Origin of the sequence: Microbulbifer hydrolyticus (assembly GCF_009931115.1) — a bacterium.
Lineage (GTDB): Bacteria > Pseudomonadota > Gammaproteobacteria > Pseudomonadales > Cellvibrionaceae > Microbulbifer > Microbulbifer hydrolyticus.
This window is the reverse complement of record NZ_CP047491.1, coordinates 2,639,757-2,665,832: the sequence shown is the minus strand read 5'-3', so window position 1 is coordinate 2,665,832 and position 26,076 is coordinate 2,639,757. Positions and strand designations below refer to the sequence as shown.

Below are 26,076 nucleotides of genomic sequence, written 5' to 3'. Positions count from 1 at the left end.
CTTTTCATGAAATCCAAGTCCACGCTTCCCCCTTATATATGTACCTATTCCGGTGATCTTCTGGCGGGAGTGGATGAGGTCGGCCGTGGGCCTCTTGCCGGGGATGTCGTGGCGGCTGCAGTAATTCTCGATCCAGGCAGCCCCATTGCGGGGCTTGCCGATTCGAAAAAACTCACGGAAAAAAAACGTGAAGTGCTATTCGATGAGATTCGGGAAAAGGCGCTGAGTTTCGCGATTGCACGTGCATCAGTCGAGGAAATCGACCAGCTCAATATCCTGCACGCCAGCCTGCTGGCGATGAAGCGTGCGGTTGAGCAGTTGTCAGTGCAGCCGGAGTTTGTTCTGGTGGATGGTAACCGCAAGCCGCGGTGGGACTATGACTGCGATACGGTAGTGAAGGGCGATGATCGGGTGGCGGCGATTGCGGCGGCTTCCATCCTGGCCAAGGTCACGCGCGATCGGGAAATGGTTGCGCTGGACAAGGTCTACCCGGGGTACGGTCTTGCCGGTCACAAGGGCTACCCGACCAGGGCGCATATGGAGGCCCTTGAGCGACTGGGTGCGACACCGGCCCATCGGAAGAGCTTTGCGCCGGTGCGACGGCAGCTGGAGCTGATCTGAGGCATTGCCTGTGGAAACCTCTTCGCGAGAAGTTTTGCCCTGTTAGCTGGCGCGGTTACCCGCGCGCCTTCTTTACCCGTGCACTGGTAATCATCTTGTCGGACACTTCCACAATCTCGATGAGGTAGCTCTGGATATACAGGCTGATATTGCCTTCCGGAATGCTCTCGAGGTGCTCCATAATCAGGCCGTTGAACGTCTTGGGGCCGTCCGTGGGCAGATTCCAGTGCAGGGTGCGGTTGATCTCCCGAATCGACGTCCCGCCGTCTACCAGGTACCAGCCATCTTCCTGCTCAACAATTTCCTCGTCGTCGCTGGGGACCTGGCTCGCGGTAAAGTCACCGACAATCTCTTCCAGCAAATCTTCCAGGGTGACAATGCCCATTACCTCGCCATATTCATCCACTACCAATCCCATGCGCCGCTTCTTTTGCTGAAAATTCATCAGCAGGGTGGGCAGGGGGGTTGCCTCGGGTACGAAGTAGGGTTCGTTCAGGTGGGATGTGAGTGTGTCGGCAGTGAGCTTTTCCGGGCCGTCGCGCAGAATCTGCGCTGCGCGGCGCAGGTGCAGAATACCGACGACCTGATTGATGTCGCCGCGGTATACCGGCAGGCGGGTGAAGCTGCTTTCCGCCAGCTGCTGCAGGATATCTTCCGCCGAGTTGTCCAGGTCGACACCGACCACCTCGTTACGCGGGATCATGATGTCTTCCACGGTGGCCTGGTCCAGATCCAGTACGTTGAGCAGCATACCCTTGTGTTTGGTGGGCAGCAGTGCGCCGGATTCGAAGACGACGGAGCGCAGCTCTTCCGGGGCCAGATGCTCAGCTTCTGATTCTTTACCGGCCTCGACGCCTACAAGACGGGCCAGTGCATTGGATACACTGCCGACAAGCCATACGAAGGGGGAGAGGAGCCAGAGAAGGGGGCGCAGCACCAGGCTGGCGGGAAAGGCAATTTTTTCCGGGTGCAGTGCCGCGACGGTTTTCGGCGTCACCTCAGCGAAGACCAAAACGACCACGGTCAGGGCGGCGGTGGCGTACCAGACGCCGGCCTCGCCGTAGAGGCGCGTGAATACCGCGCCCGCGATCACAGAAGCCAGGATGTTCACCATGTTGTTGCCGATCAGAATGACGCCGATCAGCTTGTCCGGGCGAGCGAGTAGCTCCATGGCCCGTTTGGCACCGCGATGCCCGCTTTTGGCCTGATGGCGCAGGCGGTAGCGGTTCAGTGCCATCATGCTGGTTTCTGAGCTTGAAAAGAAGGCGGAAATTACTATCAGAAGGCCTATCAGTGCAAATAACAGGCCGGGCGGCAGGTCGTTCAAGGGGGAACTCTTTCTATTGAATCAGGGCGATATTGGATCAGATCTGCGCATGCCGCAAGTCGGTGGGCCTAGCCGCGAGGCAAAATGACTTCCAGTGCCAGTTTGCTACCGAAAAAAGCGAGCATCAGGACGGCGAATGCGGACAGGGTCCAGCGCACCGCAGTATTCCCGCGCCAGCCATTTTTCCAGTGTCCCCACAGAAGGATGCTGTACAGGATCCAGGCGAGGATCGAGAGGACGGTTTTGTGTACCAGGTGTTGGGCAAACAGGTCGTCCACAAACAGGGCACCGGTTACCAGCGAAGCGGTAAGCAGCAGTGTGCCAAACGCCACCAGGCCAAACAGCAGGCTTTCCATGGTCTGAAGTGGTGGCAACAGGCGGCTGATCCCCGAAGGACGGTGGTTGTGCAGTTGCTGGTTGAGCCAATAAAGATAGATGGCCTGCAGGGTAGCCAGGGTCAGCAGGGAGTATGCGGCAATGGAGAGCAGGGCATGAGCCGCAATACCTGGCGAAATCTGTTGTAGTGGTGTTGCGCCGCCCCAGGCATGCACAGCGGCAAGCTCAGATACGGCCGCCAGCGGGGCGATCACCAGAATAAGCAGTGTGAGCTTGTGCCTGTACGAAAGACATAGCAGGAGCAGGCCCACCGACCAGGTGACCAGTGACAGCATTGCCAGCAGGTCGAACCGAAAACCGTCTTGTGTCTGTAGCACGAACTTCAGGGATATCGCATGGGCGGCGATGGCGCAGGTGAACAGGGCCATCAGCAGGGGCTGCAGACTCGCGCGCGATTGGCGAGACAGGGTGATAGCCGCTACTACTGTAGTGGTCAGGTAGAGTGCAATTGCCGTCCAGTGGGCGAACGCCGCCATTGGGGTGATTCCGTCTTGCTGGTTCTTATATGTTCCGGGCGGGCAGTGTGTCACAGCGCGCCTGTGCTGGAAAGCCCGCCTGAGCTATACTGCCGCGTTTTTGGGGTACCGGCGGATCGCCGGGCCACCACGGCTATTACGATTTGAGAAGGTGATATGTTCGATAACCTGAGCGACCGTCTATCGTCGGCACTGAAAAAAGTTACAGGTAAGGCTCGCCTGACGGATGACAATATCCGCGACACCCTGCGGGAAGTGCGCAAGGCTCTGCTCGAAGCGGATGTGGCGCTGCCGGTGGTGAAGGCATTTGTGCAGCAGGTGCGCACGGCGGCAGTGGGCCAGAAAGTAAGCAAGGCGCTGAATCCGGGCCAGCAGTTCGTCAAAATCGTACAGGATGAGCTGGTGTCGGTCATGGGTGAGGCCGCCACGCCGCTGAATCTGGCGGTGAAGCCGCCAGCGGTCATCCTGATGGCCGGCTTGCAGGGTGCTGGTAAGACCACCAGTGTGGCGAAGCTCTCCAAGTACCTTCAGGAGCGCGAAAAGAAAAAGGTCATGGTGGTCAGTGCCGACGTTTATCGTCCTGCCGCGATCAAGCAGCTGGAAACCCTGGCTGGTGAGGTGGGTGCGCTGTTCCACCCCTCGGAGCCGGACCAGAAGCCGGTGGATATTGCCAAAGGTGCCGTGGAAGCGGCGCGCAAGCAGTTCGCCGATGTGCTGATCGTGGATACCGCCGGCCGCCTGCACATTGACGACCAGCTAATGGATGAGATTCGCGAGCTCCACAAGGTGCTGGACCCCGCAGAAACGCTGTTCGTGATTGACGCGATGATCGGTCAGGACGCGGTGAACACCGCCAGCGCCTTTAATGATGCGCTGCCGCTGACCGGTGTGGTGTTGACCAAGGCGGACGGTGATGCCCGCGGTGGTGCCGCGCTGTCTGTACGTCACGTGACTGGCAAGCCGATCAAGTTCATTGGTGTTGGCGAGAAGACCGATGCGCTGGAAACCTTCCACCCCGACCGGATCGCATCCCGAATCCTGGGGATGGGCGACATCCTCTCGTTGATCGAGCAGGCCGAGCAGACAATCGACAAGTCGAAGGCCGAAAAGCTGGTCAAGAAAGTCCAGAAGGGCAAGGGATTTGACCTTGAAGACCTGCGCGACCAGCTGCAGCAGATGCAGAACATGGGTGGCCTCGGCGCCCTGATGGACAAGATGCCCGGTATGGGCGGCCTCGCCCAGGCGGCGCAGCAAGCCGACATGGGCAAGGAATTTCGCCGTATGGATGCGCTGATCGGTTCCATGACGCCCGACGAGCGCCGCAATCCGGAGCTGCTGAACGGTTCCCGCAAGCGTCGTATCACTGCGGGTTCCGGCACCCAGATCCAGGACCTGAACCGCCTGCTCAAGCAGCACAAGCAGATGGGCAAGATGATGAAAAAGCTCAAGGGTGGGGGTATGGGTAAGCTGATGCGCGGCATGGGCGGCCTTCCCGGAATGGGCGGTGGTGCTGGTGGTATGGGCGGTGCCGGTGGGTTGCCGGGCGGCCTGCCGCCGGGATTCCGCAAGAAGTAACCTCCGGATTTGCGGGGCTTGTGGCGGCGTTATTCGCCGCTATACAAACCGTAAAGGGTGCATTAGAATACGCCGCCTTTCAGCCGGCCCGTGGCCGCTGGGTGTTGATTTAAAAGCAGATTTTGTCTTGGCTAACGTCTTGGCAAGGTCTGAAATACCGCCGTGAGGCGGGATATGCCGGTCGCAAAGGGTGACCGGTGAGTGTTGAAACTACAGGATAGCTACATGGTAACCATTCGTTTGGCTCGTGGCGGTGCAAAGAAGCGCCCGTTTTATCACCTGACTGTGACTGACAGCCGCAAATCCCGCGACGGTCGTTTCATTGAGCGTGTTGGCTTCTTCAACCCGGTAGCCCGTGGTCAGGAAGAGCGCCTGCGCATTGATCGTGACCGTGTTGAGTTCTGGGTAGGCCAGGGCGCACAGGTGTCTGATCGCGTCAGCAAGCTGCTGAAAGAATCTGCCTGATCTCTATCTGCCCACTAGTCTGTATTCCGGGGTATATCTGTGGCTGAGCATTCGGTAGTTGGTGAAGATCTGGTTACCGTCGGGCGTATCACCACAGTTTACGGGGTACGCGGCTGGGTGAAGGTGCATTCCTTTACCGAGCCGATGGACAACATCCTGCAGTTCTCGCGCTTGTGGCTAGAATCCACCGGCCCGAGCGGCAAGCAGGGGGCTGGGCAGTGGCAACCTCTTGATATCGATGCGGGCAAGCGCCACGGCAAAGGCCTGGTCGTACACATCAAAGGGGTGGACGACCGCGATCTCGCGGCGCAGTTCTGCCAGAGAGATATTGCAGTTGCCGGCAGTGAAATGCCGCAGCTGGAAGAAGGTGAATACTACTGGCATCAACTGCACGGGTTGCAGGTGGTCGGTCAGTTTGAAGGTCGCGAATTTCGCTTCGGTGAAGTGGTCCGGCTGATGGAAACGGGCGCCAATGATGTCATGGTTGTACGTGGCGGAGAGGATGGGCGCGAACGCCTGATTCCCTATCTGCCGGGTGAGTACATCACCAACGTAGACTTGGAAGCCGGCCAGATAACCGTCGATTGGGACCCCGAGTTCTGATGGCGGCAAAGCGCGTGGCCCTGGTAAGCATCTTTCCCGAGATGTTTGCCGCACTGACCGAATACGGAATCAGTGGGCGGGCTGTGAAGGATGGCCTGCTGGAAGTGCGCTGCTGGAATCCGCGGGATTTCACCAGCGACAGGCATCGCACCGTGGACGACCGCCCCTATGGTGGTGGGCCGGGAATGGTGATGCTTCCGGACCCTCTGACTCAGGCGCTGCGCGAAGCGCGCGCCTGGGCGGAAGAATCCGGCCCCGCCCGGTCTATCTATCTGTCCCCCCAGGGGCGTCAGCTGGATCAGGCCGGTGTGGAAAGCCTCTCCCACAGTGGCAACCTGGTTTTATTGGCCGGGCGCTATGAGGGAGTGGACGAGCGAGTGGTGGAGTCTTTGATCGACGAGGAATGGTCGATTGGGGATTACGTGCTCAGTGGCGGCGAGCTTGCCGCCATGGTGCTGGTGGACGCGGTAACGCGGTTGATACCGGGTGCTCTCGGGCATGATCAGTCGGCGGTGGAGGACTCCTTCGCCCAGGGGCTGCTTGATTGTCCGCACTATACACGCCCAGAAGATTATCAGGGTGTGCGGGTACCGGAAGTTTTACTCTCCGGGAACCATGAAAAGATACGCCGCTGGCGCCTCAAGCAGGCCTTGGGGCGCACGCAGCAGCGCCGGCCGGACCTTTTGGAAAAGCTGGAGCTGACCCCGGAGCAGGCGAAATTGCTGGAAGAGTTCCTGCAAGAGCCGCCGGCCGGGGGACAGAGTTAATATCGAATTCGCCGGGAGGCGGGAGTAATTCGGTGATCTAGCCGTGAGGCTACACAAAACCCTTTTGGAGAACTCCAAATGACCAACAAAATCATTCAGCAGCTGGAAACTGAACAGCTGAAAGCCGAACTGCCTGAATTTGCCCCGGGTGACACTATTGTCGTTCAGGTAAAGGTAAAAGAAGGTAACCGTGAGCGTCTGCAGGCGTTTGAAGGTGTTGTGATTGGCAAGCGTAACCGCGGCCTGAACTCCTCTTTCACCGTGCGCAAAATCTCCCACGGTGTTGGTGTAGAGCGTACCTTCCAGACTCACAGCCCGCTGGTAGATAGCATCGCCGTGAAGCGTCGTGGTGACGTTCGTCAGGCCAAGCTGTACTATCTGCGCAACCTGACTGGTAAGGCTGCTCGTATCAAGGAAAAACTCGGCTGAGTTTCTTCTTGTACATAAAAAAACCGGAGCTTGTCTCCGGTTTTTTTATGTCTGTAGCGCCCGTTTTCCGCTGCCCTTGTGATTTAATGCTGTGATGAATGTTTTCCGGGATGCTCCGCAACTGATTAACGCCTGGCTGGATATGCTGTGGGCTGAGCGCGGCGTGAGCGAGCATACCCGTGCCGCTTACGGGCGTGATCTGATTGCATTTTCCGCCTACTGCGAGGGTGTGGGCAAAGACCTCGGACAGGTCGCCCGGGAAGACATCCTTACTTATCTGGGGACACGCCACGCCGCGGGTCATTCTGCGCGATCCAGTGCCCGCGCACTGGCCGCGTTGCGGGGCTTTTATCGTCACTGCCTGCGCCAGCGGCTGATCGCGCATGACCCGGTCGCGCTGGTCGATAACCCGAAGATTCCCAGGCCTCTGCCCAAGTCCCTGTCGGAACGCGATGTCGAGGCGCTTCTGGACGCACCAGACACGGAAACCCCCATTGGGCTTCGAGATCGTGCCATGTTCGAGCTGCTCTACGCCTGTGGCCTCAGGGTCAGCGAGCTGGTGGAGCTCAGCATGTCCCAGCTTAATCTGCGTCAGGGAGTGGTGCGGGTATTCGGTAAGGGCAGCAAGGAGCGCCTGGTGCCCATGGGGCAGGCGGCCGAACAATGGCTGGACAGGTACCTGCACACGGCGAGGCCCCAGCTGCTGCCCATGGGAGAAAGTGATGCCTGTTTTCCCGGCCGCTCCGGGAATGCCATGACCCGCCAGACCTTCTGGTACCGGATCAAGCATTGGGCAAAGGTTGCAGGTATTGAGAAGCCGCTATCGCCGCACACGCTGCGTCACGCGTTCGCCACGCACCTGTTGAATCACGGGGCCGACCTCAGGGTCGTGCAGTTGTTGCTCGGGCACTCTGACCTGTCGACGACACAGATTTATACGGCAGTGGCGAGGGCCAGGTTGCAGGCCCTGCACGATGAACATCACCCGCGTGGGTGATCTGTCCGTGGTATTTGTGGTCTGCCTGTAGTAAAACGCGTCTGGGCCCCTCGATTGCGGGAGGTAGATGCCATACTGGGTTGAACCCATGACCGCAAATGCGGTCAATAAATGACGAATAATCTGGAGCGAACTGAACCATGACATTTCTTGCCAAGCCACTTTCTGCTCTTGTCGCTGTAGTCTCCCTATTGGTGGGGCAGGCTGCCGTCGCAGACGTGGATGAAGCTGTCGCCAAGCAGATAAAAGCCAAGCTGATTGCGGGGAATCCCCAGGCGACCTTTGGTGACGTACGCGAGAGCCCGATGCCGGGCTTGTATGAGGTGGACGTCAACGGTGGCAACGTACTGTTCGTATCCAGGGATGGCGGTCACTTTATCGCTGGTGATATGTTCGAGGTAGGTGCCCAGAAAGTGGTGAACCTGTCCGAGAAGCGCCGCGGGTTGCATCGTGCAGAAGTGATGGGCCAGCAAGACCTGAAGGATATGATCGTGTTTTCCCCCAAAGGAAAGCCCAAGGCCCATATCTATGTATTTACCGATGTGGACTGCGGCTATTGCCGCAAGTTACACGATGATGTTCCCAAGCTGAACAGCCTGGGCATCGAGGTGCGTTATCTGGCCTTTCCGCGTGCCGGCCTGAACTCCGTGGGGTACCGCAAGATAGCCACTGCCTGGTGTGCGGATGACCCCAACAAGACCCTGACGGATCTGAAGAACCGGAAAAATGTGCCGCTGAAAGTGTGCAAGAACAACCCGGTGGCGGCCCAGTACAAACTGGGTAACGAGGCGATCGACGTGCGCGGTACGCCCACTATTGTGATGGAAGATGGCACCGTGGTCCCCGGCTACCTGCCTCCGGATACCCTGGCCAAAGCGCTGGGAATCTGACCCCCCCCCAGGATGGGGTTAGAGCAGAAAAAGCCGGCAGTTGCCGGCTTTTTCTTTTTCGGGGTAGCACAAAGTGGGTTCTGCCGGCGATTGTTTGAGCGCTCTGCGCAATCTAATTGACAATTTCCCCCGGATCTCAGTATGGTTGTCGACCTTTTATTGATTTAAACGCCAGTTATTGCGCTGTGTTCCATAGAGTCATGCGCGGAGGGAAGTTGTGAGCGCATTTGCCGACGAAGCCACCAAGGTCTTAGAAAAACCCGAAACTGTGGGCGGACTGCCCGCGGTGCGTATCGGTATATGCGGTCTCGGGACCGTAGGTAGCGGTACAGTCAATGTTATGGCGCGCAACTGCGAGGAAATCGCCGCGCGCTGTGGTCGTCCCGTGGATATCGTGCAGGTGGGCGCCCGCCGGGACAATCCCGATTGCGATATGACCGCCCTCCATGTCACCCGTGAAATCTTCGATGTGGCCAACAACCCGGACGTGGACGTTCTGGTCGAACTGATCGGCGGTACTACCGTGGCCCGTGAGCTGGTGTTGACCGCGATCGCCAATGGCAAGCATGTGGTCACCGCCAACAAGGCACTGATTGCCGAGCATGGCAACGAGCTGTTTGCCGCGGCCGCTGACAAGGGTGTCACCATTGCTTATGAAGCCGCAGTGGCCGGCGGTATTCCCATCATCAAGTCCCTGCGAGAAGGCCTCGTTGGCAACCGTATCCAGTGGCTGGCAGGAATCATCAATGGCACCGGCAACTACATCCTGACGGAAATGCGTGAGAAAGGACGCAGTTTCGATGAGGCGCTGGCCCAGGCCCAGGCGCTGGGGTACGCGGAGGCGGATCCGACCTTTGATGTGGAAGGCATCGACGCGGCGCACAAGCTGGTGATCATGGCCTCCCTGGCCTTCGGCATGCCACTGGCCTTTGACAAGGTGTTTACCGAGGGCATCAGTGGCGTAGCCAGGGAAGATATCCAGTACGCCGACGAGCTTGGTTATCGCATCAAGCACCTGGGTATTGCACGGCGCACCAACGACGGCGTGGAACTGCGCGTACACCCGACCCTGATCCCGCAGCGTCGCCTGATCGCCAATGTGAACGGCGTGATGAACGCGGTACTGGTAAACGGCGACGCGGTTGGCCCGACCCTGTATTACGGGGCTGGCGCCGGTGCCGAGGCCACCGCCTCTGCGGTGATCGCCGATATTGTCGACGTGGCGCGCACCCTGAACGTCCGTCCGGACCAGCGGGTACCACTGGCCGGTGTGACCCAGGCCAGCCAGAGCAACCTGGATGATGTTTTGCCGATGTCCGAAGCCGAGACCAGCTATTACATGCGCATCTCCGCCTTCGACAAGCCGGGTGTTATGTCCCAGGTGGCAAAAATCTGCAGTGATCAGGGGATCAGCATCGAGGCGTTGATCCAGCACGAGCCTGCAGAAGACGAAGAGCTGGTGCCGGTGGTCCTGCTGACCAGTCGCGCCCGTGAAGCGCAGCTGCAGGAGGCGGTCAACCAGATCGAAGCGCTCGACAGTATCCAGGGCCCGGTGGTTCGCATTCGTGTAGAACCTCTCGGCTGATCCGGTTCGCCGGACATTGAATTTGAGGTGGGCATCGTGCCCACCTCTGTCCCCCTATCAAGAATTTTCCAAGCCAGTACCAACACCGTGAAATTTGTCAGCACCCGCGGCCGCGCGCCGTCTCTCAGCTTTGCCGATACCGTTCTCACTGGTCTCGCCAGTGATGGCGGCCTGTATGTACCCGAAAGTCTTCCCCGCTTCAGCCGCGATGAAATTGCGGAAATGGCAGGGCTCGACTACCGGGAACTGGCGTTTCGTATCATGTGGCCTTTCGTTTCCGAAGATCTGTCCGAGGACGAGATGCGCGGCATCATTGATCGCGCCTATGCCAACTTCCGTCACAAGGCCATTGCCCCCCTGGTGCAGACCGATCACAACGAATGGGTGATGGAGCTGTTTCAGGGGCCGACCCTCGCGTTCAAGGATTTTGCCCTGCAGTTTCTCGGGCAGCTGTTTGACCTGCTGTTGAAAAAGCGCGGTGAAAAAGTGGTGGTACTGGGAGCGACGTCGGGCGATACCGGTTCCGCGGCGATCGAGGGCTGCCGTCACTGTGAAAATATCGACATATTCATTCTGCATCCGCACAACCGGGTTTCGGAAGTTCAGCGCAAGCAGATGACCACGGTGCTGTCGGACAACGTCTATAACATCGCGCTGGAGGGCAATTTTGACGATTGCCAGAACATGGTCAAAGCCAGTTTTGCGGACCAGTCGTTCCTGCCGGATGGGCGCCGTCTGGTTGCAGTGAACTCCATCAACTGGGCGCGGATCATGGCCCAGATCGTTTATTACTTCCACGCCGCCCTGAGTCTGGGTGGCCCGCACCGCCCGGTGAATTTTTCCGTGCCCACGGGTAACTTCGGCGATATTTTTGCCGGCTACCTGGCCCGCGGAATGGGCTTGCCCATCAACCAGCTGGTGATTGCCACCAATTCCAACGATATCCTGCACCGCTGTATAAGCGCGAATGACCACTCGCCAAAACCGCTGGTGCACAGTCTGTCGCCGAGCATGGACATCATGGTTTCCAGCAACTTCGAACGCCTGCTGTTCGATCTCTACGATCGCAACGGCGAGGCCGTAGCGGACCTTCTGAGAGACCGCAGTGCATCGCTGAAGCTGGATGACGGCGCGCTGGACAAGGCGCGCACCCTGTTTTCTTCCGAGCGGGTCGGGGACGAGCGCACTGTGGAAGTGATTCGCGAGGTCTTTGAGTCAACCGGGTACCTGCTGGATCCTCATACCGCGATTGGTCTGGAGGCTGCGCGCTGTGCCCGCAAGTCCAGGGCGGAGCCGATGGTCTGTCTGGCCACGGCCCATCCGGCGAAATTCACTGAGGCGGTGGACAAGGCGCTGCCGGGTACCGAGGTGCCGCTGCCCCACCATATGCAGGACCTGCTGCAGCGGGAAGAGCGGATGCAAGTTCTGCAAAACGACCTTTCTGCGGTACACGATTTTATCTCCCGCGAATTGGGCTAAGCCCCGCTTGAGCCGCAGCCGGTCGACGGTAGAATGGCGTTTGGTCGGTTAACGCCGGCAACGTCAGGAGCCAACAGCAACCCTACAGCGACCGGATGCGATGAACGCGATTATTCGAAGACGGCCAGTGGACTTATCCTCTGGCCGTTTTACTTCCTCTACACCAGAAATTCTCCAGCGTGTACTGCTCGGGCGGGGCGTGGCCAGCGAAGATGCGCTGGACCACCAGTTGTCCCGATTGCACAGCCCTGCGTCGATGCGCGGTGTCGACGCGGCGGTAAACCTGCTGGTGGATGCCATACGCAACCAGCAGAAAATCCTGATTGTCGGTGACTTCGATGCGGATGGTGCCACCAGCAGTACCCTGTCGGTACTGGCGCTGGGTGCACTGGGTGCCGGGCCTGTGGATTTCCTGGTGCCGAATCGTTTCGAGTTCGGTTACGGCCTGACTCCGGAAATTGTGGAAGTGGCGGGCGAGTACAACCCGGCCCTGCTGATTACGGTGGACAACGGTATCAGCAGTATCGATGGTGTGGCAGCCGCTCGCGCAGCCGGACTCAAAGTCATTGTCACCGATCATCATCTTCCCGGCAGCGAGTTGCCGGAAGCGGATGCCATCGTCAATCCCAATCAACCCGACTGCGATTTTCCCAGTAAAAACCTCGCTGGCGTGGGAGTGATTTTTTATTTGCTGAGCCGCCTGAAAAGTGTGCTGCAGGGACAGGGCTGGTTCGAAGAAGCCGGTATCCCGGTGCCTAATATGGCGGAGTATCTGGACCTGGTCGCGCTGGGTACCGTCGCCGACCTGGTGCCACTGGACCAGAATAATCGGGTACTGGTGCATCAGGGTATCGCGCGGATTCGCGCTGGTCGCTGCCGCCCGGGTATTCAGGCACTGATGGATGTGGCGGGAAGAGACCGCGCACGGCTCTCCACCACGGATATCGGATTTATTCTCGGGCCGCGCATCAATGCCGCGGGTCGATTGGACGATATCGGTACCGGCATCCGCTGCCTGCTGACGCGGGACCCTGAGGAGGCCAGGGAGTTGGCTGCGGAGCTGGACGGTCTCAATCGCGACCGCAAGGCCATTGAGGCGGGGATGCAGCGAGAGGCCATGGCTGCCCTGGAAAAGCTGCAGCTGGCCGAAGAGAGCTTGCCCTGGAGCCTGTGCCTCTACGACGGCGCGTGGCACCAGGGTGTGGTTGGGATTCTTGCCAGCCGTATCAAGGAAAAGTTTCATCGCCCGGTGATCGCGTTTGCCGATGGCGACAACAATCTGATCAAGGGCTCCGCGCGTTCGATTCCGGGGCTGCATATCCGCGATGCCCTGAGCGATGTCGCAGCGGCCCATCCGGAGCTCATCAGTAAATTTGGTGGTCACGCCATGGCCGCGGGGCTCAGCCTGCCCGCGGAGAAGCTGCCGGCGTTTACCGACGCGTTTGAGTCAGCGGTACGCAAGCGGCTGACAGAATCCCAGCTACAGGCGGTTATCGACTCGGATGGAGAACTCGCGCCGGAAGAATTTTCTATGGAAACCGCGGCCCTGCTCAGGGCGTGTGCACCCTGGGGGCAGGCATTTCCGGAGCCGACATTTGATGGTGAGTTTCTGCTGCTGCAACAGCGGATTGTCGGGGAAAAACACCTGAAGATGGTGGTGGCGCCGGTAGCCGATCCGCAGCGGGCGTTGGATGCCATCGCCTTCAACGTGGATACGGAGTTGTGGCCGGCACAGGTGGATCGGGTTCGACTGGCGTTCAAGCTCGACATCAATGAATTTCGTGGGCGGCAATCGCTGCAGTTGATGGTCAGCCATTTATTACCCTCTGAATAATGGGGGCGAGGTGACACAATGAATCGCAAACAGATACAGGCAGAAGTGCTGTTGTTGCTGGCAGCGCTGTTCTGGGGGCTGGCGTTTGTGCCGCAAAAAATCGCGATGGCGGATATTGAGCCGCTGGCGTTCAATGCCTGGCGTTTTTTTCTGGGCGGGCTGATTTTGGTTCCGCTGGTGTACTGGCTGTCTTCCCGGCGCGACGTGCAGCCGGGCGAAGAGGGCGGCACACACGTGGAGCACAGCTGGCGCCGGTGCCTGAAGGGCGGCGCGGTGCTGGGCTTCTGGCTGTTTCTGGGGGCCGCATTGCAGCAGGCAAGCCTGTTGTATACCTCGGCCGGGCGTGCGGGCTTTATCACTGGCTTTTACCTGCTGCTGGTGCCGGTCATCGGGCTTTCCCTGGGCCATAAAACCAACCGCTGGACCTGGGTTGGTATCGCGCTGGCATTGCTCGGGCTCTACTGGCTGGCCGACTTCAGTGCGCAGGCACAGTTGATTGGTGACCTGATGGTGTTCGCCAGTGCCTTTGTGTTTGCGATTCAGGTGTTGAGCGCGGATTACCTAGTGCATCGTTACGATGCGCTGCGCCTTGCCGCGATCCAGTTTCTGGTTTGTGGCGCCTTGTCAGCCGTGGCTTCGTTGATCGTCGAGCAGCCGAGTGTACAGTCGGCGGTGGATGCGGCCTGGCCCATCGCCTATATGATGATCTTCTCCACGGCGATTGCATTTACTTTCCAGCTACTGGCGCAGCGTCACGCAGCACCGTCCCACGCCACCGTCATCATGAGCCTGGAAGCCGTATTTGCAGTGGTTGCCGGCTGGCTGTTCCTGAATGAGGTGTTGAGCTCTCGGGAGCTGATGGGTTGTGGGCTGATGCTGACGGGTATGCTGGTCAGCCACTACGGTAACCACACCGGCACTCACCACTGATTTTGCAAGCCTGCGATGGGCGAGCGCGTTGGGCCCCGTCGGCGTTGTGCCCCGTTCAGTGCCACATGGCGCTTGCTTACTTCAGAGGGCGCGGCCTATTCTGTGCGCGATTAAGCGCAAGTCCGTAACTCGGGATGCGGTATTGATTTCCGGCTGTTGGGGGAGCTGTTCTAGATGGGCCTGATTGACCTGTCCTTGCTGGCACTGTTTGTGCCGACATTCTTTTTTGTGTCCATCACGCCGGGCATGTGTATGACCCTCGCACTTACCATGGGGATGGCATTCGGTGTGCGCCGCACACTGTGGATGATGCTCGGCGAGCTGTGTGGTGTGGCACTGGTGGCGATTGCCGCCGTGGTGGGAATCGCGGGCTTTATGCTGAAGAACCCGGCAGCATTTCAGGTGTTCAAATATTGTGGGGCGCTGTATCTCGCCTACCTGGGGGTGCAGATGTGGCGAGCGAAAGGACGCATGGTCCTGGTGGAGCCATCCGCCGGCGAACAACCCGCCATCCCGGCAGTCTCCCTGATGATGCAAGGGTTTGTCACCGCGGTGGCAAACCCGAAAGGCTGGGCATTTTTCATTGCACTGTTGCCGCCGTTTATCAACCAGGAGAAGCCACTGCTTGCGCAGATGGCCGTGCTGCTGAGTATCATCCTGTTTCTGGAGTTTGTCTGCATGCTGATTTATGCCAGCGGCGGCCGTACGCTGAGCCGATTTCTGCTCAAGGGTGAAAATGTACGCCTGATGAACCGTGTCGCGGGCACGTTAATGCTGGGCGTGGGAGGATGGCTCGCGCTAAGCTGAAGCAGGTGGAACTTTGCCTGATTGCTCAGGCACGGAAAAATGACCAATAAGGAGATTTTTATGTGTCACGCCTGGTTAAGAGCGCTCTTCGCGGTGGCGTTAATTGCGTGCATCGGTGGATGTGACTCATCGCAAAAGCAATCGCCGGATGCGCAGTCTCCGGATAAGCCGGCTAGCGAACAGCAAACGGAGGTTACCCCCGATATGTCTGAACCGAAAACGGCAGATGCAGAGTCCAAGCCAGACATGGCAATGCCCGAGCAGCAGGATGCGCAAAGCCTGTGGGTGATGCAGCCCAGGGGCAATCGTCAGTGTGAAGGGGGAGGTAAAAGCCTCGAGGCCAGTGGCGCGGAGCTGGCGCAAAATGGTATCAAGGTACAGGAGTCCCGCTGTGGGGTGCGTACCGATCGTATGTACCCCAGCGTATGCGGTGGCGCGACCGGAGACCTGCTGATGCACAGAATTCCTGCCAGCTTCCTGGACGCCGCGCTGGAGCTGGGGTTTGACCCGGCCAAGATGGGCCAATACAAGTTTGTCGAGTGCCCGCAGATACAGCCCAGTGCTCCCAGGGACTACTGAGGCCTGAAAGGCTCGGGTCTGGGGGCAGGAAAAGCTGCAGCAGGTAGAACGCCAACTCGAGAGCCTGCAGACAATGCGTCAGAGTTTGCGGGGGCTGGCGGATACCTGCGCCGGTGATGACTCACCTAACTGCGGAATCCTCGACCATCTCGCCAGCGGGGATTAGGCCGCGGCTTGCTTCTGTTCAAAGTGCCGGTTCCCAACCCGCCAGAATACGTTTCCGTGAATATCTTTCCGCTTGTTCCTCTGTCAGCTGGCGTCGCTGATCATTCTGCGCTGCACCCGGCCCCCGGCTCTGGTACTCATAGAAGCGTGAATCCTGCGGTGTAAATACAGTACTTTTGGTGCCATCGCGACTGGTTCCGCGCATGGATGCCCAGCCATCGGTAGTGATGTGATCATCCAAATAGGAGTTGATAAACACTGCGGAACCGATGGCCTCCGGGTCTGCATAACGGCCATCCGGGAATGTGGTGGTGGGGTGCCATGGGCGACCCAGTGGCGAGGAATTTGCGGGTACTCCATCGGCTTTCAGCAGTTGGCAGTTGAGAAAAACAAGGCCGAATTCGTTAGCGATATTCGTGCTCGGTGCCGTCACATAGCCTACGTTTTCCCGTTCAGTGCCGCGCGGACGCGTCACGATATCGCTGTTCTCAAACAGTCCCTGACCCGCGCCGAAGATAAAATCCACATTACCTTCAATCACGCTGTCGACAAAGTAGCTGCGCCCGGACTGCAGAAACAGTGTGTCCTGGTATCCCAGCAGGCGCACATTACGAAACGCGGAACGGTCGCTGTTTAATCCGGTTTCCAGTGCCACTGCCTGCGTACCGTGCACCTTGTCCGGATGGCCCTTGGGCAGCGCATCCTGACTGAGGAAATCGAAGCTATTCTCGATAGTCAGGTTTTCCGCGCGAAAATCGGTGGCCTCGACGGTCAGGGTCGCAGTGGCAAAGGTGCCCATGGGCTCTCCGCCTTCCGGCGCCGGCTTACCGGCGTAATCCCCGTAGCTGATCACGGTTTTATCGCGGTCTGCACCAATCAGGTGAACATTCGGTTTGCTGATCAGCACCTTTTCCCGGTAGTGGCCCTCCGGCAGATAGATGACAAATGGGGCTTCCCCTTGCTCCGACGCTGCCGCCAGCGCCGCCGTAATGGTGGAATAGGTGTGCTCCGGTGATTGGCCTGGGGCGGTGCCGACAACCGCGTCAAACTCCTGCTGTTTTGGTGCTTCAGCACAGGCCGCGAGTGCGGACAGGACCAGTGCTACCAAGCTGGTGCGTCCTCCGGGCCGGGGCAGGTTGGAGGTTCCTGTCATGCGGGACCAGAAAGAAGGGGGGTTAACTACATTCATCGCCATGAAGCCAGCTCCGTTCAAAAATTGGCCTGATCGCTGTGTTTATTGGTCAGGCCATTCTAGCGCTGGCTTGGCTGGCGGCTCAAGGTAGGGCTTCATGGCTGTCATTCCAGCGAAAGCCACGATACATACAATAGACTCCGTCACTAGACCCCGTACCCGCCCTGTGCCCCTTATTTCTTGGGGCCGCCTGAGGTAGAATGCGCGCCCGATTTAACCTACAGAAGCCGACCTAGCTATGGAAATCAATCCGCTTCTCAACCAGCTGAAAGACCTCGCAGAGCGCACCGACGTTCTCAGGGGGTATCTTTGACTACGCTGGCAAGAAAGAACGCCTGACCGAAGTCGAACTGGAACTGGCCGAGCCCAGTGTCTGGGACGACCCTGACCGCGCCCAGGATCTGGGCCGTGAGCGCTCCTCCCTGGAAGCGGTGGTCAAAACTATCGATGACCTCGACAGCGGAATCAGCGACTGCCGCGAACTGCTCGACATGGCAGTGGAAGAGGACGATGAAGACTCCGTAGCCGAAGTGGCCAGCGAGCTCGAAGGCCTCCAGCAGCAGCTGGAAACCCTCGAGTTCCGCCGCATGTTCTCCGGGGAGACCGACCCCAACAACGCGTATCTGGACATCCAGGCCGGTTCCGGTGGCACCGAGGCCCAGGACTGGGCGGAGATGCTGCTGCGCATGTACCTGCGCTGGGGTGAAGCCCACGGCTTCAAAACCACCCTGGAAGAAGCATCTGCCGGCGAAGTTGCGGGTATCAAAAGTGCCACCATCCATTTCCAGGGCGAATACGCCTTTGGCTGGCTGCGCACCGAAACCGGCGTACACCGCCTGGTGCGGAAATCCCCGTTCGACTCCGGCAACCGCCGCCACACCTCGTTCACCTCTGTCTTCGTCTCCCCGGAGATTGACGACAATATCGAGATCGAAGTGGACAAATCCCAGGTGCGGGAAGATACCTACCGCGCCTCCGGCGCTGGCGGACAGCACGTCAACAAAACCGACTCGGCGGTGCGCTTGACCCATATCGAGTCCGGCATCGTCGTCGCCTGTCAGAGCGAACGCTCCCAGCACCAGAACCGCGACAAAGCGTGGAAAATGCTGCGGGCCAAACTCTACGAACAGGAAATGCAAAAACGCAACGCAGAAAAACAGGCGATGGAAGAAAGCAAATCCGACATCGGCTGGGGCAGCCAGATCCGCTCCTATGTACTGGACGACCAGCGCATCAAAGATCTGCGCACCAGTGTCCAGACCAGTAACTGCCAGGCAGTACTGGACGGGGACCTGGATCAGTTTATTGAGGCGAGCCTGAAGGCGGGCTTGTAAAGACAAGTCCCGGACTCCAATGGCTTACGAAGGGCCTTACTTCGAAGCGAAGGTGGAGTGCCGGGGAACCCTTTTCGAAAGCGTCGGCGACAGGGATGTCGCCGACGCAGCGTACAGGGACGTATTCACAGCGGTTTCGAAAAGGGTTACCCGGTGCTCCACCGCCAAGGTATCCGAACAGAGCTCCAATCAAGCTACGGGGCCGCACCACACCCAAAAGACATGTGATAGATCATGAGCAACACACCAACTCCGCAAGACGAAAACAAACTGATCGCCGAGCGCCGTGCCAAACTGAGCGCTATGCGCGAGAAGGGCAACGCCTTCCCGAACAGCTTCCGCCGCGAAAACCTCGCCGCCGACCTGCAGAAAGAGTTTGGTGAAAAAACCAAGGAAGAACTGGAAGGCGAAGGCAACACCGCCTGCGTCGCCGGCCGTATCCTCGCCAAACGCGGTCCGTTTATGGTCATCCAGGATGTCTCCGACCGCATCCAGCTGTACGCCGACAAAACCGCGCAGAAAGATATTAAAGAGCGTTGGGGCACCTGGGACATTGGCGATATCGTTGGTGTAAAAGGCACCTTGCACAAATCCGGCAAGGGCGACCTCTATGTCAACTGTGAAGAGTACAGCCTGCTTACCAAAGCCCTGCGTCCGCTGCCGGAAAAATTCCACGGCATCGCCGACCAGGAAATGCGCTACCGCCAGCGCTACGTCGATCTGATCGCCACGCCGGAATCCCGCGATGTATTCCGTATCCGCTCTGAAGTGATCAGCTATATCCGCAGCTACCTGAACAAAAACCACTTCATGGAAGTGGAAACCCCCATGCTGCAGGTTATCCCGGGCGGTGCGACAGCGCGTCCGTTCGTGACCCACCACAACGCACTCGACATCGATATGTACCTGCGTATCGCGCCCGAGCTGTACCTCAAGCGTCTGGTGGTGGGTGGCTTCGAGCGCGTCTACGAAATCAACCGCAACTTCCGCAACGAGGGCCTGTCCACCCGCCACAACCCCGAATTCACCATGCTCGAGTTCTACCAGGCGTACGCGGACTACAACGACCTAATGGATCTCACCGAGAACATGATCCGCGGCATCTGCACCGACGTACTGGGCAGCACCACCGTGCAGTACCAGGACAGCAGCTACGACTTCGCCAAGCCGTTCGATCGTATCAGCGTGTTTGACTCCATTCTCAAGTACAACCCGGAACTCAAGGCCTCCGACATCGATAATATCGAGAGCGCGAAAAAGGTTGCGGAAAATCTGGAAATCCCGCTCAAGGAAATCTGGGGCCTGGGTAAAATCCAGATCGAAATATTCGAGAAGACCGTTGAACATCGTCTGGACCAGCCGACCTTCATCACCGAATACCCGACCGAAGTGTCGCCGCTCGCCCGCCGCAACGACGATAACCCGTTCGTCACCGACCGCTTCGAGTTCTTTGTCGGCGGTCGCGAGATTGCCAACGGCTTTTCCGAGCTGAATGACGCAGAAGACCAGGCCGAGCGCTTCAAGGCGCAGGTGGCGGAGAAAGATGCCGGTGACGACGAAGCCATGCACTACGATGCCGACTATATCCGCGCACTGGAATATGGCCTGCCGCCCACCGCTGGTGAAGGTATCGGTATCGACCGTCTGGTAATGCTGCTGACCAACTCACCATCGATCCGCGACGTACTGCTGTTCCCGCACATGCGCCCGGAAGCGTCTGCGGAATAAATAAGGCGCAGGAAAAATAAAAAGGGCGGTGGCCTTCAGGTCACCGCCCTTTTTTTTGTGGGTATATTCAAGGGTGCTTAACCGCTCAGCCGCGTATGCCCAGTGGGCCGGCGGGAACGTAAATGGTTTCCGGTGCTGAGCTTCCCTTGCGCTGTATTTCCACCGCCACCGCGGTGCCCGGTTCCGCCTGGTACACCTGGGTGCGCAAATCCCCCATATGGAAAACCCGCTGGTTGTTGTAGCGGATGATTTTGTCACCGGGGCGTAGGCCTGCCTCGTACGCAGGGGCACTTTCCAGCAGGTCACCGATTTCCATTTCCGTGCGGCCGCCAAACGCCTCGAGATATTGCTCGAATTCGGTGTTGCTCAGCTCCTGTTCAAACACACGGCGGGGATTACTGTAGGCCTGCATTTTTTTCTGCAGCGCCTTGGCCTCGGCCGAACGCTTGTCTTTGAGGTGGTGGTATTCGTAGCTGAATTGCATCTGCTCGTACTGGATGCGCTCCTGCTTGTCGACGATATAAGCGGCGCGCTCCGGGCTGAAACCGGCATCGGTGAGTTGGCGGATCTGATTTTCCCTGACGCGCTCGAAGCGGTTTTGGTGGCGATCCCGGGGTGGGCGTGTGTGTACAGCCACTTCATCGTCGCTGACGCCGACGGCAACGTGCCGTGTCTCAGGCCCGTCAGACTCCGGGTCGAGTCTGCTGCTCAGCTCGTTTACCAGCTCCAGCAGCTGCCCCTGGATCCTCAGGGTCTCGTCCACGGTTTTCTCCAGCTGCTGAACCCGTGCCCCCAGACCTGCTGAGGCCCCGGTTTCGTCCGTATCGCTCGAGAATAGTGAATTCTGGATTGATTGCCCTGCAGGTGAGCCGGAACTGCTCCAGTGGGCGAAAGCCGCGCCCACCGCGAGGAGGGATATGGCCGCGAGCGAGAAGGCGTGCTTGCGCAAAATCATGGGGTCACCCAATTTTCCGGTAGTATCAAATTATAGAAGCACCAGATGGTTGGGAAGTTCATTCTTGATGGTGGTGGCGGGCGCCGCCTCTTCGAGTAGTTCGCCACATTTTTCTACACAATGTACGAAAGCTTCACCGGTTTTCCCTTTTTTCACCTCGCGGATAAAGTTTTCCACGATTTCCTGCCAGCGTTCGTTAGTAATATGTTCCGCCAGGCCGCGGTCTGCGAGAATCTCCACATAGTGTTCCGCCTGGGAGACAAAAATCAGCAGTCCCAGGCGATGCTTGGTACTGTGCAGCTCATGTTCAAGGAACTGTCGCCGGGCCAGGTTAGAGGCGCGCCAGAATCGCACTTTTTTGGGTACCAGTTTCATGGTCAGTGGGCGCCAGCGGAACACCACGGCCAGCACAATAAACAGAATCCACTGCAGCGTGAACGCCTGCTGGTATTCAATCCACCAGGGTAGAAATTGCATTAACGGTGCGATCAGCAGCGCCAGGAAGGCTGCCCACAGGGTGGATATATACAGATAGTTGTCGGATTGGCCCGCGAGCACAGTGACTACTTCGGCGTCGGTGCGGGACTCCACATCCTTGATGGTTTCGGTGAGCTTTCGTTTTTCGTCTGCATTCAGCATTGCCATTGTTGTGCTCCATATGCCTTGTCAGCCGCGGCTACCAGCCACCAGAGGCGCCGCCGCCACCGAAACCGCCCCCGCCGCCTCCGAAACCACCGCCAAAGCCACCGCCGCCGTAGCCTCCTCCGAAGCCGCCACCGCCGTAGTAACCACCGTAGCGCCCGCGGCGGTAGTTGCTACCGCCGCTGGGGGCGCCGAGTACCGAGGCGCCGAAAATCTGCAGCATGACAAACAGCAGGAAAACGCCGACGAGTAATGCCAGCCGCCGATCCTTGTTGGACTCGGTGGGCTCGGGAACGTACTCGTTTTTGACCGCGGCGATGATGGATTCGACACCGGCTGTTACCCCGCCGTCAAAGTTGCCGCTTTTAAATTGCGGCAGGATTTTGGTGTGAATGATATTGGCGGAGAGGGCATCTGTGAGTGCGCCCTCAAGCCCGTAGCCCACTTCGATCCGCACCTGGCGCTCATTCGGGGCCACAATCAGCAGTATGCCATTGTCCTTGCCTTTCTGGCCGATTTTCCAGTGCCGACCGAGCTGGTAGCCGTACTCCTCGATAGTAGTTCCCTGCAGGTCCGGGAGGGTGACCACCACGATCTGGTTGGAGGTTTCCTTTTCCTGCCGTTGCAGTATTTCGGTGAGCTGGTAGCGGGTTGTCTGGCTTAGCAGATTGGCGTTGTCCACCACGCGGCCGCTGAGGGACGGGAAGGTGACCTCGGCTACAGCGATCCCGGCCCACAGCAGGGCCGGGCAGAACAGTAGGAGTAGGGCGATCCGTCGGATCGTCATGCGGAGCCCCGTGGGTTACTGAAAGTCGACTTCAGGCGCTTTCTCGGCATCCTGACTGGTGGCCTCGAAAGTATCGCGAATGGGCATGTCACTGTAGAGGACACTGTGCCAGATACGTCCGGGGAAGGTACGTATTTCACGGTTGTAGCGTTCTACCGCGGCGATATAATCTCGGCGGGCCACACTGATGCGGTTTTCGGTGCCTTCCAGTTGAGACTGCAGCGCCAGAAAGTTCTGGTTGGCCTTGAGGTCCGGGTAGCGCTCAACGACCACCATCAGGCGGGATAGCGCGCTGCTCAGCTGTGATTGAGCTGCTTCGAACTGCTGCAGCTTGGCCGGATCATTGATGATCCCCGAGTCCACCTGCATGGAGCTTACCTTGGCGCGTGCCTCGGTGACCGCTTCCAGGGTTTCCCGCTCGTGAGAAGCGTAGGCTTTAACGGTCTTCACCAGATTGGGAATCAGATCCGCACGACGCTGATACTGGTTCTGTACCTGGGCCCAGGCGGCCTTAACATTTTCATCGTAGGTTGGGATATTGTTGATCCCGCAGCCACTCAGTCCAAATACCAGCAGCGATAGCAGCAGGACTTGCCAGAGACGGCGTTGGGTAAAATTCGGTTTGCCTGTGAGTGCAGAATTCATTCCATTCATCCATGTTGGTTCCGAACAAGACAATAATAGTCTCCAATTGGTCGGTATCCGGCAAGTTAGTCCTGCCAACGTAATCAGAGAGTAGTAATGGCATTAAAAGCGACGATATTCAAGGCCAGGCTCCAGATCACAGACATGGATCGGGATTATTACGCGGAACACCTGCTGACTCTGGCGCGTCACCCATCGGAAACCGATGAGCGAATGATGATTCGCCTGCTGGCCTTCGCGCACAACGCCAGCGAACAGCTCGAGTTTACCCGGGGGCTGTCCAGTGATGAAGAAGCGGACCTCTGGCAGCACAGCCTCAGCGGTGAAATTGAAACCTGGATTGAGGTAGGCGTACCGGCAGAAGACCGTATTCGCAAAGCCTGCGGACGGGCTCAGCGGGTGCTGGTTTATGCCTACGGACAGCGCGCAGCGCCGGTATGGTGGGAAAAAATGGAATCCGCCTGTGACCGCTTCGAAAATTTACAGGTTTTTTTCCTGGCTGCCGCTGACTGTGCACAATTGGCTGCGCTCGCGCAGCGGAATATGGACCTCAGCGTGACTATCCAGGACGGCCACCTTTGGTTGGCAGACGGCGATCAGAATGTGGAAGTCCTGCCACAACGTTGGAAATAAAATTCTCGTAATGCCCGCCGTAGTGCGGGGCAATGACCGGCCACAGGGTGGCAAGTAAAAATGGAGCAAGATAATGCCTTCTTTTGACATCGTTTCCGAGGTGGACAAGCATCAGCTTACCAATGCCGTGGATCAGGTGAACCGTACCATTACCAACCGCTTTGACTTCAAGGGCGTGGACGCCGAAGTGGAAATGTCTGAGTTCAGCCTGACCCTGCGCGCGGAATCGGATATGCAGGTAACTCAGATGGTGGATATGCTGCGCGCGGCACTGATCAAATGCGACATTGACCCACTGGCGATGGACGTGGGTGAGGAAGAACAATCCGGCAAGCAGGTCAAGGTTGCCGTCACCCTGAAAAATGGCCTCGACAAGGAGCTGTCCAAGAAGATTGTCAAAATCATCAAGGAAGAAAAGCTCAAGGTGCAGGCCTCGATCCAGGGCGACCAGGTCAGGGTCACTGGCAAGAAGCGCGATGACCTGCAGCAGGTTATGGCCATGTTGCGCGGCAAGGAGCTGGAGCAACCGCTGCAGTTTAATAATTTCCGCGATTAAGTCCGTTATCCAGTAACGCTGATCCACGTCAGCAGGGGATTTTGTGAAAAGGTATTCCAGAGTTGTCGGGCCGCTGTACGCCTGTTTGGCTGGATTGTTGGGAATGCTCGCGGCCAGCGGGCTGCGCGCTGAATCTGCAGTGCCGGTATTCCCCGCACAGTTGTTGCATGCCTGGTGGATCGATGGCAGTGAAGGGCTGGATTTGTCGGGCCTCAGCTTCTGCAATGGCGAGCTGCTCGCCGTCGCTGACAAGTCCTCCGAGCGTATATACCGACTCTCCCCCGAGCCGGGAAAGGATACAGTGCCGCTTGCCACCAAAGCGGAGTTTACTCGCCCTCCGTTACCGCACGATCAGCCGGTTTCCATCAAGGCGCGCGCCCTCCACTATGCGAGTACACCCCTGAGCATGGATTTCGAGGGGATAACCTGTGATGCCTCGGATATTTTTTTACTGAGCGAACGGCACAACCGTATCGTGAAGCTGGACCAGGCTGGTCGCCGAGGCCAGTGGATGCCGGCACGCTGGTCCGAGTCCGCGCGGGAACAGGGATTTCTGCAGCTGTTCAATGCGGAGAGTGAAGGTGTGGTCAAGGTGGGTGAGGATTTCTGGGTGGCGCTGGAGCGGGATCCCCGTGGCTTGTTAAAGCTGCAGCCGGGTGATGGAGTAGGGCAGCACTACTATCGGGTGCCGCCGGTGCCCGGGCTCGATTTTCGCGATCGCCCTGAAGACCTTACCGCACTGGCGTTTTACGACGGATCCCTGTTTACCCTCGAGCGCAATGCTTTCGCGGTATGCCGGCGCGCGATTGCAACCCTGGCTGCCGAATGGTGTGTGCAGTATCGGGGGATCGAGGAGGCTCCAGAGTACATCTATAGAAAGACCCATTTCGGTAAAGGTGAGGGGCTTGCCGTAAATGATCAGGGTATTTTTGTAGTGCTCGACAACAATAGCGTCACCCGGGTGGTGGCCCCTGAAGACAGTCGCGGTCTTTTGATGCAGCTGGCGTTCCCCGCGTACAAGGCCGAATAGTGGTTGTGTTTTGAGTCAGAGCAAACTGGACCTGTTGCTGAGAGAAGTGCGGGCATGTCGATTGTGCGAACCGCACCTGCCCCTCGGCCCAAAGCCTGTGCTGAGTGCAGCGCGATCCGCGCGCTTGCTGATTGTTGGGCAGGCACCAGGCACCCGGGTGCATGAAACGGGCATACCCTGGAATGATCCGTCGGGCGACCGCCTGAGGGACTGGCTACAGGTTGACCGCGATATTTTTTACGATGCGTCCCGCATAGCCATTGTCCCGATGGGATTCTGTTATCCGGGGCGTGGCAAGGGCGGTGACCTGCCGCCACGGCCCGAGTGCGCCCCCACATGGCACCAGCGGCTGCTGGATCATTTGCCAAATATCCAGCTGACATTGCTGATTGGGCAGTATGCCCAGCGCTACTATCTCCCGCACTGGTATGGCAGCATTACTGAGAATGTGCGCCATTACGCCGACGCGATTCCCAGTGGATACTTTCCGTTGCCGCACCCGAGTCCCCGCAATACTTTGTGGATCCAGCGCCGTCCCTGGTTTGATGAGAAAGTGGTGCCGGCGCTGCGTCAGCAAGTCCACAAGGTTCTGCAGGAGCCGGCCCACAGGTGATTGGACCGTTAAGCCTCGCCCGATTCGCCTGTATGC

General features: G+C 58.5%; 27 protein-coding genes. 20 read left to right on the top strand and 7 right to left on the bottom strand.

The features are described from left to right. Positions 1-6 precede the first annotated feature (6 nt). Positions 7-621: a ribonuclease HII gene (rnhB, locus tag GTQ55_RS11335; protein WP_161858832.1), complete on the top strand. Its 615-nt coding sequence runs from the start codon at positions 7-9 to the stop codon at positions 619-621. A 55-nt stretch (positions 622-676) separates the two neighbouring features. Here rnhB and GTQ55_RS11330 read toward each other — a convergent pair whose 3' ends face one another. Together GTQ55_RS11330 and GTQ55_RS11325 are read right to left on the bottom strand one after the other, a co-directional pair. Further along, a complete protein-coding gene (locus tag GTQ55_RS11330) occupies positions 677-1,948 on the bottom strand; it encodes an HlyC/CorC family transporter (protein WP_161858831.1) in 1,272 nt (423 codons plus the stop codon). A 68-nt stretch (positions 1,949-2,016) separates the two neighbouring features. Further along, positions 2,017-2,820, bottom strand: a complete 804-nt coding sequence (locus GTQ55_RS11325; protein ID WP_161858830.1) for a cytochrome C assembly family protein — start codon at positions 2,818-2,820, stop codon at positions 2,017-2,019. Between the two features lie 156 nt (positions 2,821-2,976). Here GTQ55_RS11325 and ffh point away from each other — a divergent pair, with 156 nt between their 5' ends. The 13 genes from ffh (at position 2,977) to GTQ55_RS11260 (ending at position 15,760) form a co-directional block, all read left to right on the top strand. Next, the gene (gene ffh, locus GTQ55_RS11320) at positions 2,977-4,395 is read left to right on the top strand and encodes a signal recognition particle protein (protein WP_161858829.1); all 1,419 of its coding nucleotides are present in this window, start codon (positions 2,977-2,979) and stop codon (positions 4,393-4,395) included. A gap of 225 nt (positions 4,396-4,620) precedes the next feature. Beyond that, the gene (gene rpsP, locus GTQ55_RS11315; protein WP_161858828.1) at positions 4,621-4,860 is read left to right on the top strand and encodes a 30S ribosomal protein S16; all 240 of its coding nucleotides are present in this window, start codon (positions 4,621-4,623) and stop codon (positions 4,858-4,860) included. 39 nt (positions 4,861-4,899) lie between these two features. Further along, positions 4,900-5,463 (top strand): ribosome maturation factor RimM, encoded by a 564-nt coding sequence (gene rimM / locus GTQ55_RS11310; RefSeq protein WP_161858827.1) that lies wholly within the window; start codon positions 4,900-4,902, stop codon positions 5,461-5,463. After that, positions 5,463-6,230 carry a tRNA (guanosine(37)-N1)-methyltransferase TrmD gene (trmD, locus tag GTQ55_RS11305; RefSeq protein ID WP_161858826.1) on the top strand — a complete coding sequence of 256 codons (768 nt, stop codon included), beginning with the start codon at positions 5,463-5,465 and terminating at the stop codon, positions 6,228-6,230. Before rimM ends, trmD begins: the two co-directional genes overlap by 1 nt. Positions 6,231-6,308: 78 nt before the next feature. Further along, positions 6,309-6,659 (top strand): 50S ribosomal protein L19, encoded by a 351-nt coding sequence (rplS, locus tag GTQ55_RS11300; protein WP_066965310.1) that lies wholly within the window; start codon positions 6,309-6,311, stop codon positions 6,657-6,659. 94 nt (positions 6,660-6,753) lie between these two features. Beyond that, the gene (xerD, locus tag GTQ55_RS11295) at positions 6,754-7,656 is read left to right on the top strand and encodes a site-specific tyrosine recombinase XerD (RefSeq protein ID WP_161860128.1); all 903 of its coding nucleotides are present in this window, start codon (positions 6,754-6,756) and stop codon (positions 7,654-7,656) included. Between the two features lie 140 nt (positions 7,657-7,796). Continuing rightward, positions 7,797-8,546, top strand: a complete 750-nt coding sequence (locus GTQ55_RS11290; RefSeq protein WP_161858825.1) for a DsbC family protein — start codon at positions 7,797-7,799, stop codon at positions 8,544-8,546. A gap of 277 nt (positions 8,547-8,823) precedes the next feature. Then, positions 8,824-10,131 carry a homoserine dehydrogenase gene (locus GTQ55_RS11285; protein WP_161860127.1) on the top strand — a complete coding sequence of 436 codons (1,308 nt, stop codon included), beginning with the start codon at positions 8,824-8,826 and terminating at the stop codon, positions 10,129-10,131. An 87-nt stretch (positions 10,132-10,218) separates the two neighbouring features. Next, positions 10,219-11,610, top strand: a complete 1,392-nt coding sequence (thrC, locus tag GTQ55_RS11280; protein WP_161858824.1) for a threonine synthase — start codon at positions 10,219-10,221, stop codon at positions 11,608-11,610. A gap of 100 nt (positions 11,611-11,710) precedes the next feature. Then, complete coding sequence (gene recJ / locus GTQ55_RS11275; protein WP_161858823.1) at positions 11,711-13,444, top strand: single-stranded-DNA-specific exonuclease RecJ; 1,734 nt, start codon at positions 11,711-11,713, stop codon at positions 13,442-13,444. A gap of 18 nt (positions 13,445-13,462) precedes the next feature. Beyond that, positions 13,463-14,374 (top strand): DMT family transporter, encoded by a 912-nt coding sequence (locus GTQ55_RS11270; RefSeq protein WP_161858822.1) that lies wholly within the window; start codon positions 13,463-13,465, stop codon positions 14,372-14,374. Positions 14,375-14,548: 174 nt separating this feature from the next. Beyond that, positions 14,549-15,181 carry a LysE family translocator gene (locus tag GTQ55_RS11265; protein WP_161858821.1) on the top strand — a complete coding sequence of 211 codons (633 nt, stop codon included), beginning with the start codon at positions 14,549-14,551 and terminating at the stop codon, positions 15,179-15,181. A gap of 204 nt (positions 15,182-15,385) precedes the next feature. Next, positions 15,386-15,760 carry a hypothetical protein gene (locus GTQ55_RS11260; protein ID WP_161858820.1) on the top strand — a complete coding sequence of 125 codons (375 nt, stop codon included), beginning with the start codon at positions 15,386-15,388 and terminating at the stop codon, positions 15,758-15,760. A 184-nt stretch (positions 15,761-15,944) separates the two neighbouring features. On the opposite strand, the gene GTQ55_RS11255 is transcribed toward GTQ55_RS11260, so the two are convergent. After that, on the bottom strand, positions 15,945-17,033 hold the full coding sequence (locus tag GTQ55_RS11255; protein ID WP_237567656.1) for a pectinesterase family protein: 1,089 nt from the start codon (positions 17,031-17,033) through the stop codon (positions 15,945-15,947). A 322-nt stretch (positions 17,034-17,355) separates the two neighbouring features. Here GTQ55_RS11255 and prfB point away from each other — a divergent pair. Both prfB and lysS read left to right on the top strand, forming a co-directional pair. Beyond that, positions 17,356-18,451, top strand: a protein-coding gene (gene prfB, locus GTQ55_RS11250) for a peptide chain release factor 2 (protein ID WP_161858819.1) whose coding sequence is annotated in 2 segments (ribosomal slippage) — positions 17,356-17,427 and positions 17,429-18,451 — 1,095 coding nt in all. Because the reading frame shifts where the segments join, the coding sequence is not laid out codon by codon here. A gap of 234 nt (positions 18,452-18,685) precedes the next feature. Beyond that, positions 18,686-20,179, top strand: coding sequence for a lysine--tRNA ligase (gene lysS / locus GTQ55_RS11245; protein ID WP_161858818.1), 1,494 nt, complete (start codon positions 18,686-18,688; stop codon positions 20,177-20,179). An 85-nt stretch (positions 20,180-20,264) separates the two neighbouring features. Here the strand turns inward: lysS and GTQ55_RS11240 are convergent, their stop codons facing one another. From GTQ55_RS11240 to GTQ55_RS11225, 4 genes are read right to left on the bottom strand one after another with little or no spacing between them, the layout of a single operon-like run. Next, a complete protein-coding gene (locus GTQ55_RS11240) occupies positions 20,265-21,134 on the bottom strand; it encodes a PDZ domain-containing protein (RefSeq protein WP_161858817.1) in 870 nt (289 codons plus the stop codon). Positions 21,135-21,164: 30 nt separating this feature from the next. Then, on the bottom strand, positions 21,165-21,779 hold the full coding sequence (locus GTQ55_RS11235) for a TPM domain-containing protein (RefSeq protein WP_161858816.1): 615 nt from the start codon (positions 21,777-21,779) through the stop codon (positions 21,165-21,167). Between the two features lie 31 nt (positions 21,780-21,810). Next, on the bottom strand, positions 21,811-22,563 hold the full coding sequence (locus tag GTQ55_RS11230; RefSeq protein ID WP_161858815.1) for a TPM domain-containing protein: 753 nt from the start codon (positions 22,561-22,563) through the stop codon (positions 21,811-21,813). 15 nt (positions 22,564-22,578) lie between these two features. Then, positions 22,579-23,208 carry a LemA family protein gene (locus GTQ55_RS11225; RefSeq protein ID WP_161858814.1) on the bottom strand — a complete coding sequence of 210 codons (630 nt, stop codon included), beginning with the start codon at positions 23,206-23,208 and terminating at the stop codon, positions 22,579-22,581. A 96-nt stretch (positions 23,209-23,304) separates the two neighbouring features. On the opposite strand from GTQ55_RS11225, the gene GTQ55_RS11220 reads away from it, so the two are divergent. From GTQ55_RS11220 to GTQ55_RS11205, 4 genes are all read left to right on the top strand, one after another. Then, positions 23,305-23,841, top strand: a complete 537-nt coding sequence (locus tag GTQ55_RS11220) for a YaeQ family protein (RefSeq protein ID WP_161858813.1) — start codon at positions 23,305-23,307, stop codon at positions 23,839-23,841. A 73-nt stretch (positions 23,842-23,914) separates the two neighbouring features. Then, positions 23,915-24,397, top strand: a complete 483-nt coding sequence (locus tag GTQ55_RS11215; RefSeq protein ID WP_161858812.1) for a YajQ family cyclic di-GMP-binding protein — start codon at positions 23,915-23,917, stop codon at positions 24,395-24,397. A gap of 103 nt (positions 24,398-24,500) precedes the next feature. Next, a complete protein-coding gene (locus tag GTQ55_RS11210) occupies positions 24,501-25,427 on the top strand; it encodes an esterase-like activity of phytase family protein (protein ID WP_161858811.1) in 927 nt (308 codons plus the stop codon). A 10-nt stretch (positions 25,428-25,437) separates the two neighbouring features. Next, positions 25,438-26,040, top strand: coding sequence for a uracil-DNA glycosylase family protein (locus GTQ55_RS11205; RefSeq protein ID WP_183946519.1), 603 nt, complete (start codon positions 25,438-25,440; stop codon positions 26,038-26,040). Positions 26,041-26,076 lie beyond the last annotated feature (36 nt).

What these genes read in the sequence shown, in the direction of transcription:
- rnhB (WP_161858832.1), top strand. Translation starts at nt 7, where the DNA reads ATGAAATCCAAGTCCACGCTTCCCCCTTATATATGTACCTATTCCGGT.
- GTQ55_RS11325 (WP_161858830.1), bottom strand. Translation starts at nt 2,820, where the DNA reads ATGGCGGCGTTCGCCCACTGGACGGCAATTGCACTCTACCTGACCACT.
- ffh (WP_161858829.1), top strand. Translation starts at nt 2,977, where the DNA reads ATGTTCGATAACCTGAGCGACCGTCTATCGTCGGCACTGAAAAAAGTT.
- rpsP (WP_161858828.1), top strand. Translation starts at nt 4,621, where the DNA reads ATGGTAACCATTCGTTTGGCTCGTGGCGGTGCAAAGAAGCGCCCGTTT.
- trmD (WP_161858826.1), top strand. Translation starts at nt 5,463, where the DNA reads ATGGCGGCAAAGCGCGTGGCCCTGGTAAGCATCTTTCCCGAGATGTTT.
- rplS (WP_066965310.1), top strand. Translation starts at nt 6,309, where the DNA reads ATGACCAACAAAATCATTCAGCAGCTGGAAACTGAACAGCTGAAAGCC.
- xerD (WP_161860128.1), top strand. Translation starts at nt 6,754, where the DNA reads ATGAATGTTTTCCGGGATGCTCCGCAACTGATTAACGCCTGGCTGGAT.
- GTQ55_RS11290 (WP_161858825.1), top strand. Translation starts at nt 7,797, where the DNA reads ATGACATTTCTTGCCAAGCCACTTTCTGCTCTTGTCGCTGTAGTCTCC.
- recJ (WP_161858823.1), top strand. Translation starts at nt 11,711, where the DNA reads ATGAACGCGATTATTCGAAGACGGCCAGTGGACTTATCCTCTGGCCGT.
- GTQ55_RS11270 (WP_161858822.1), top strand. Translation starts at nt 13,463, where the DNA reads ATGAATCGCAAACAGATACAGGCAGAAGTGCTGTTGTTGCTGGCAGCG.
- GTQ55_RS11265 (WP_161858821.1), top strand. Translation starts at nt 14,549, where the DNA reads ATGGGCCTGATTGACCTGTCCTTGCTGGCACTGTTTGTGCCGACATTC.
- GTQ55_RS11260 (WP_161858820.1), top strand. Translation starts at nt 15,386, where the DNA reads ATGTCTGAACCGAAAACGGCAGATGCAGAGTCCAAGCCAGACATGGCA.
- lysS (WP_161858818.1), top strand. Translation starts at nt 18,686, where the DNA reads ATGAGCAACACACCAACTCCGCAAGACGAAAACAAACTGATCGCCGAG.
- GTQ55_RS11240 (WP_161858817.1), bottom strand. Translation starts at nt 21,134, where the DNA reads ATGATTTTGCGCAAGCACGCCTTCTCGCTCGCGGCCATATCCCTCCTC.
- GTQ55_RS11235 (WP_161858816.1), bottom strand. Translation starts at nt 21,779, where the DNA reads ATGGCAATGCTGAATGCAGACGAAAAACGAAAGCTCACCGAAACCATC.
- GTQ55_RS11230 (WP_161858815.1), bottom strand. Translation starts at nt 22,563, where the DNA reads ATGACGATCCGACGGATCGCCCTACTCCTACTGTTCTGCCCGGCCCTG.
- GTQ55_RS11225 (WP_161858814.1), bottom strand. Translation starts at nt 23,208, where the DNA reads ATGAATTCTGCACTCACAGGCAAACCGAATTTTACCCAACGCCGTCTC.
- GTQ55_RS11220 (WP_161858813.1), top strand. Translation starts at nt 23,305, where the DNA reads ATGGCATTAAAAGCGACGATATTCAAGGCCAGGCTCCAGATCACAGAC.
- GTQ55_RS11215 (WP_161858812.1), top strand. Translation starts at nt 23,915, where the DNA reads ATGCCTTCTTTTGACATCGTTTCCGAGGTGGACAAGCATCAGCTTACC.
- GTQ55_RS11210 (WP_161858811.1), top strand. Translation starts at nt 24,501, where the DNA reads ATGCTCGCGGCCAGCGGGCTGCGCGCTGAATCTGCAGTGCCGGTATTC.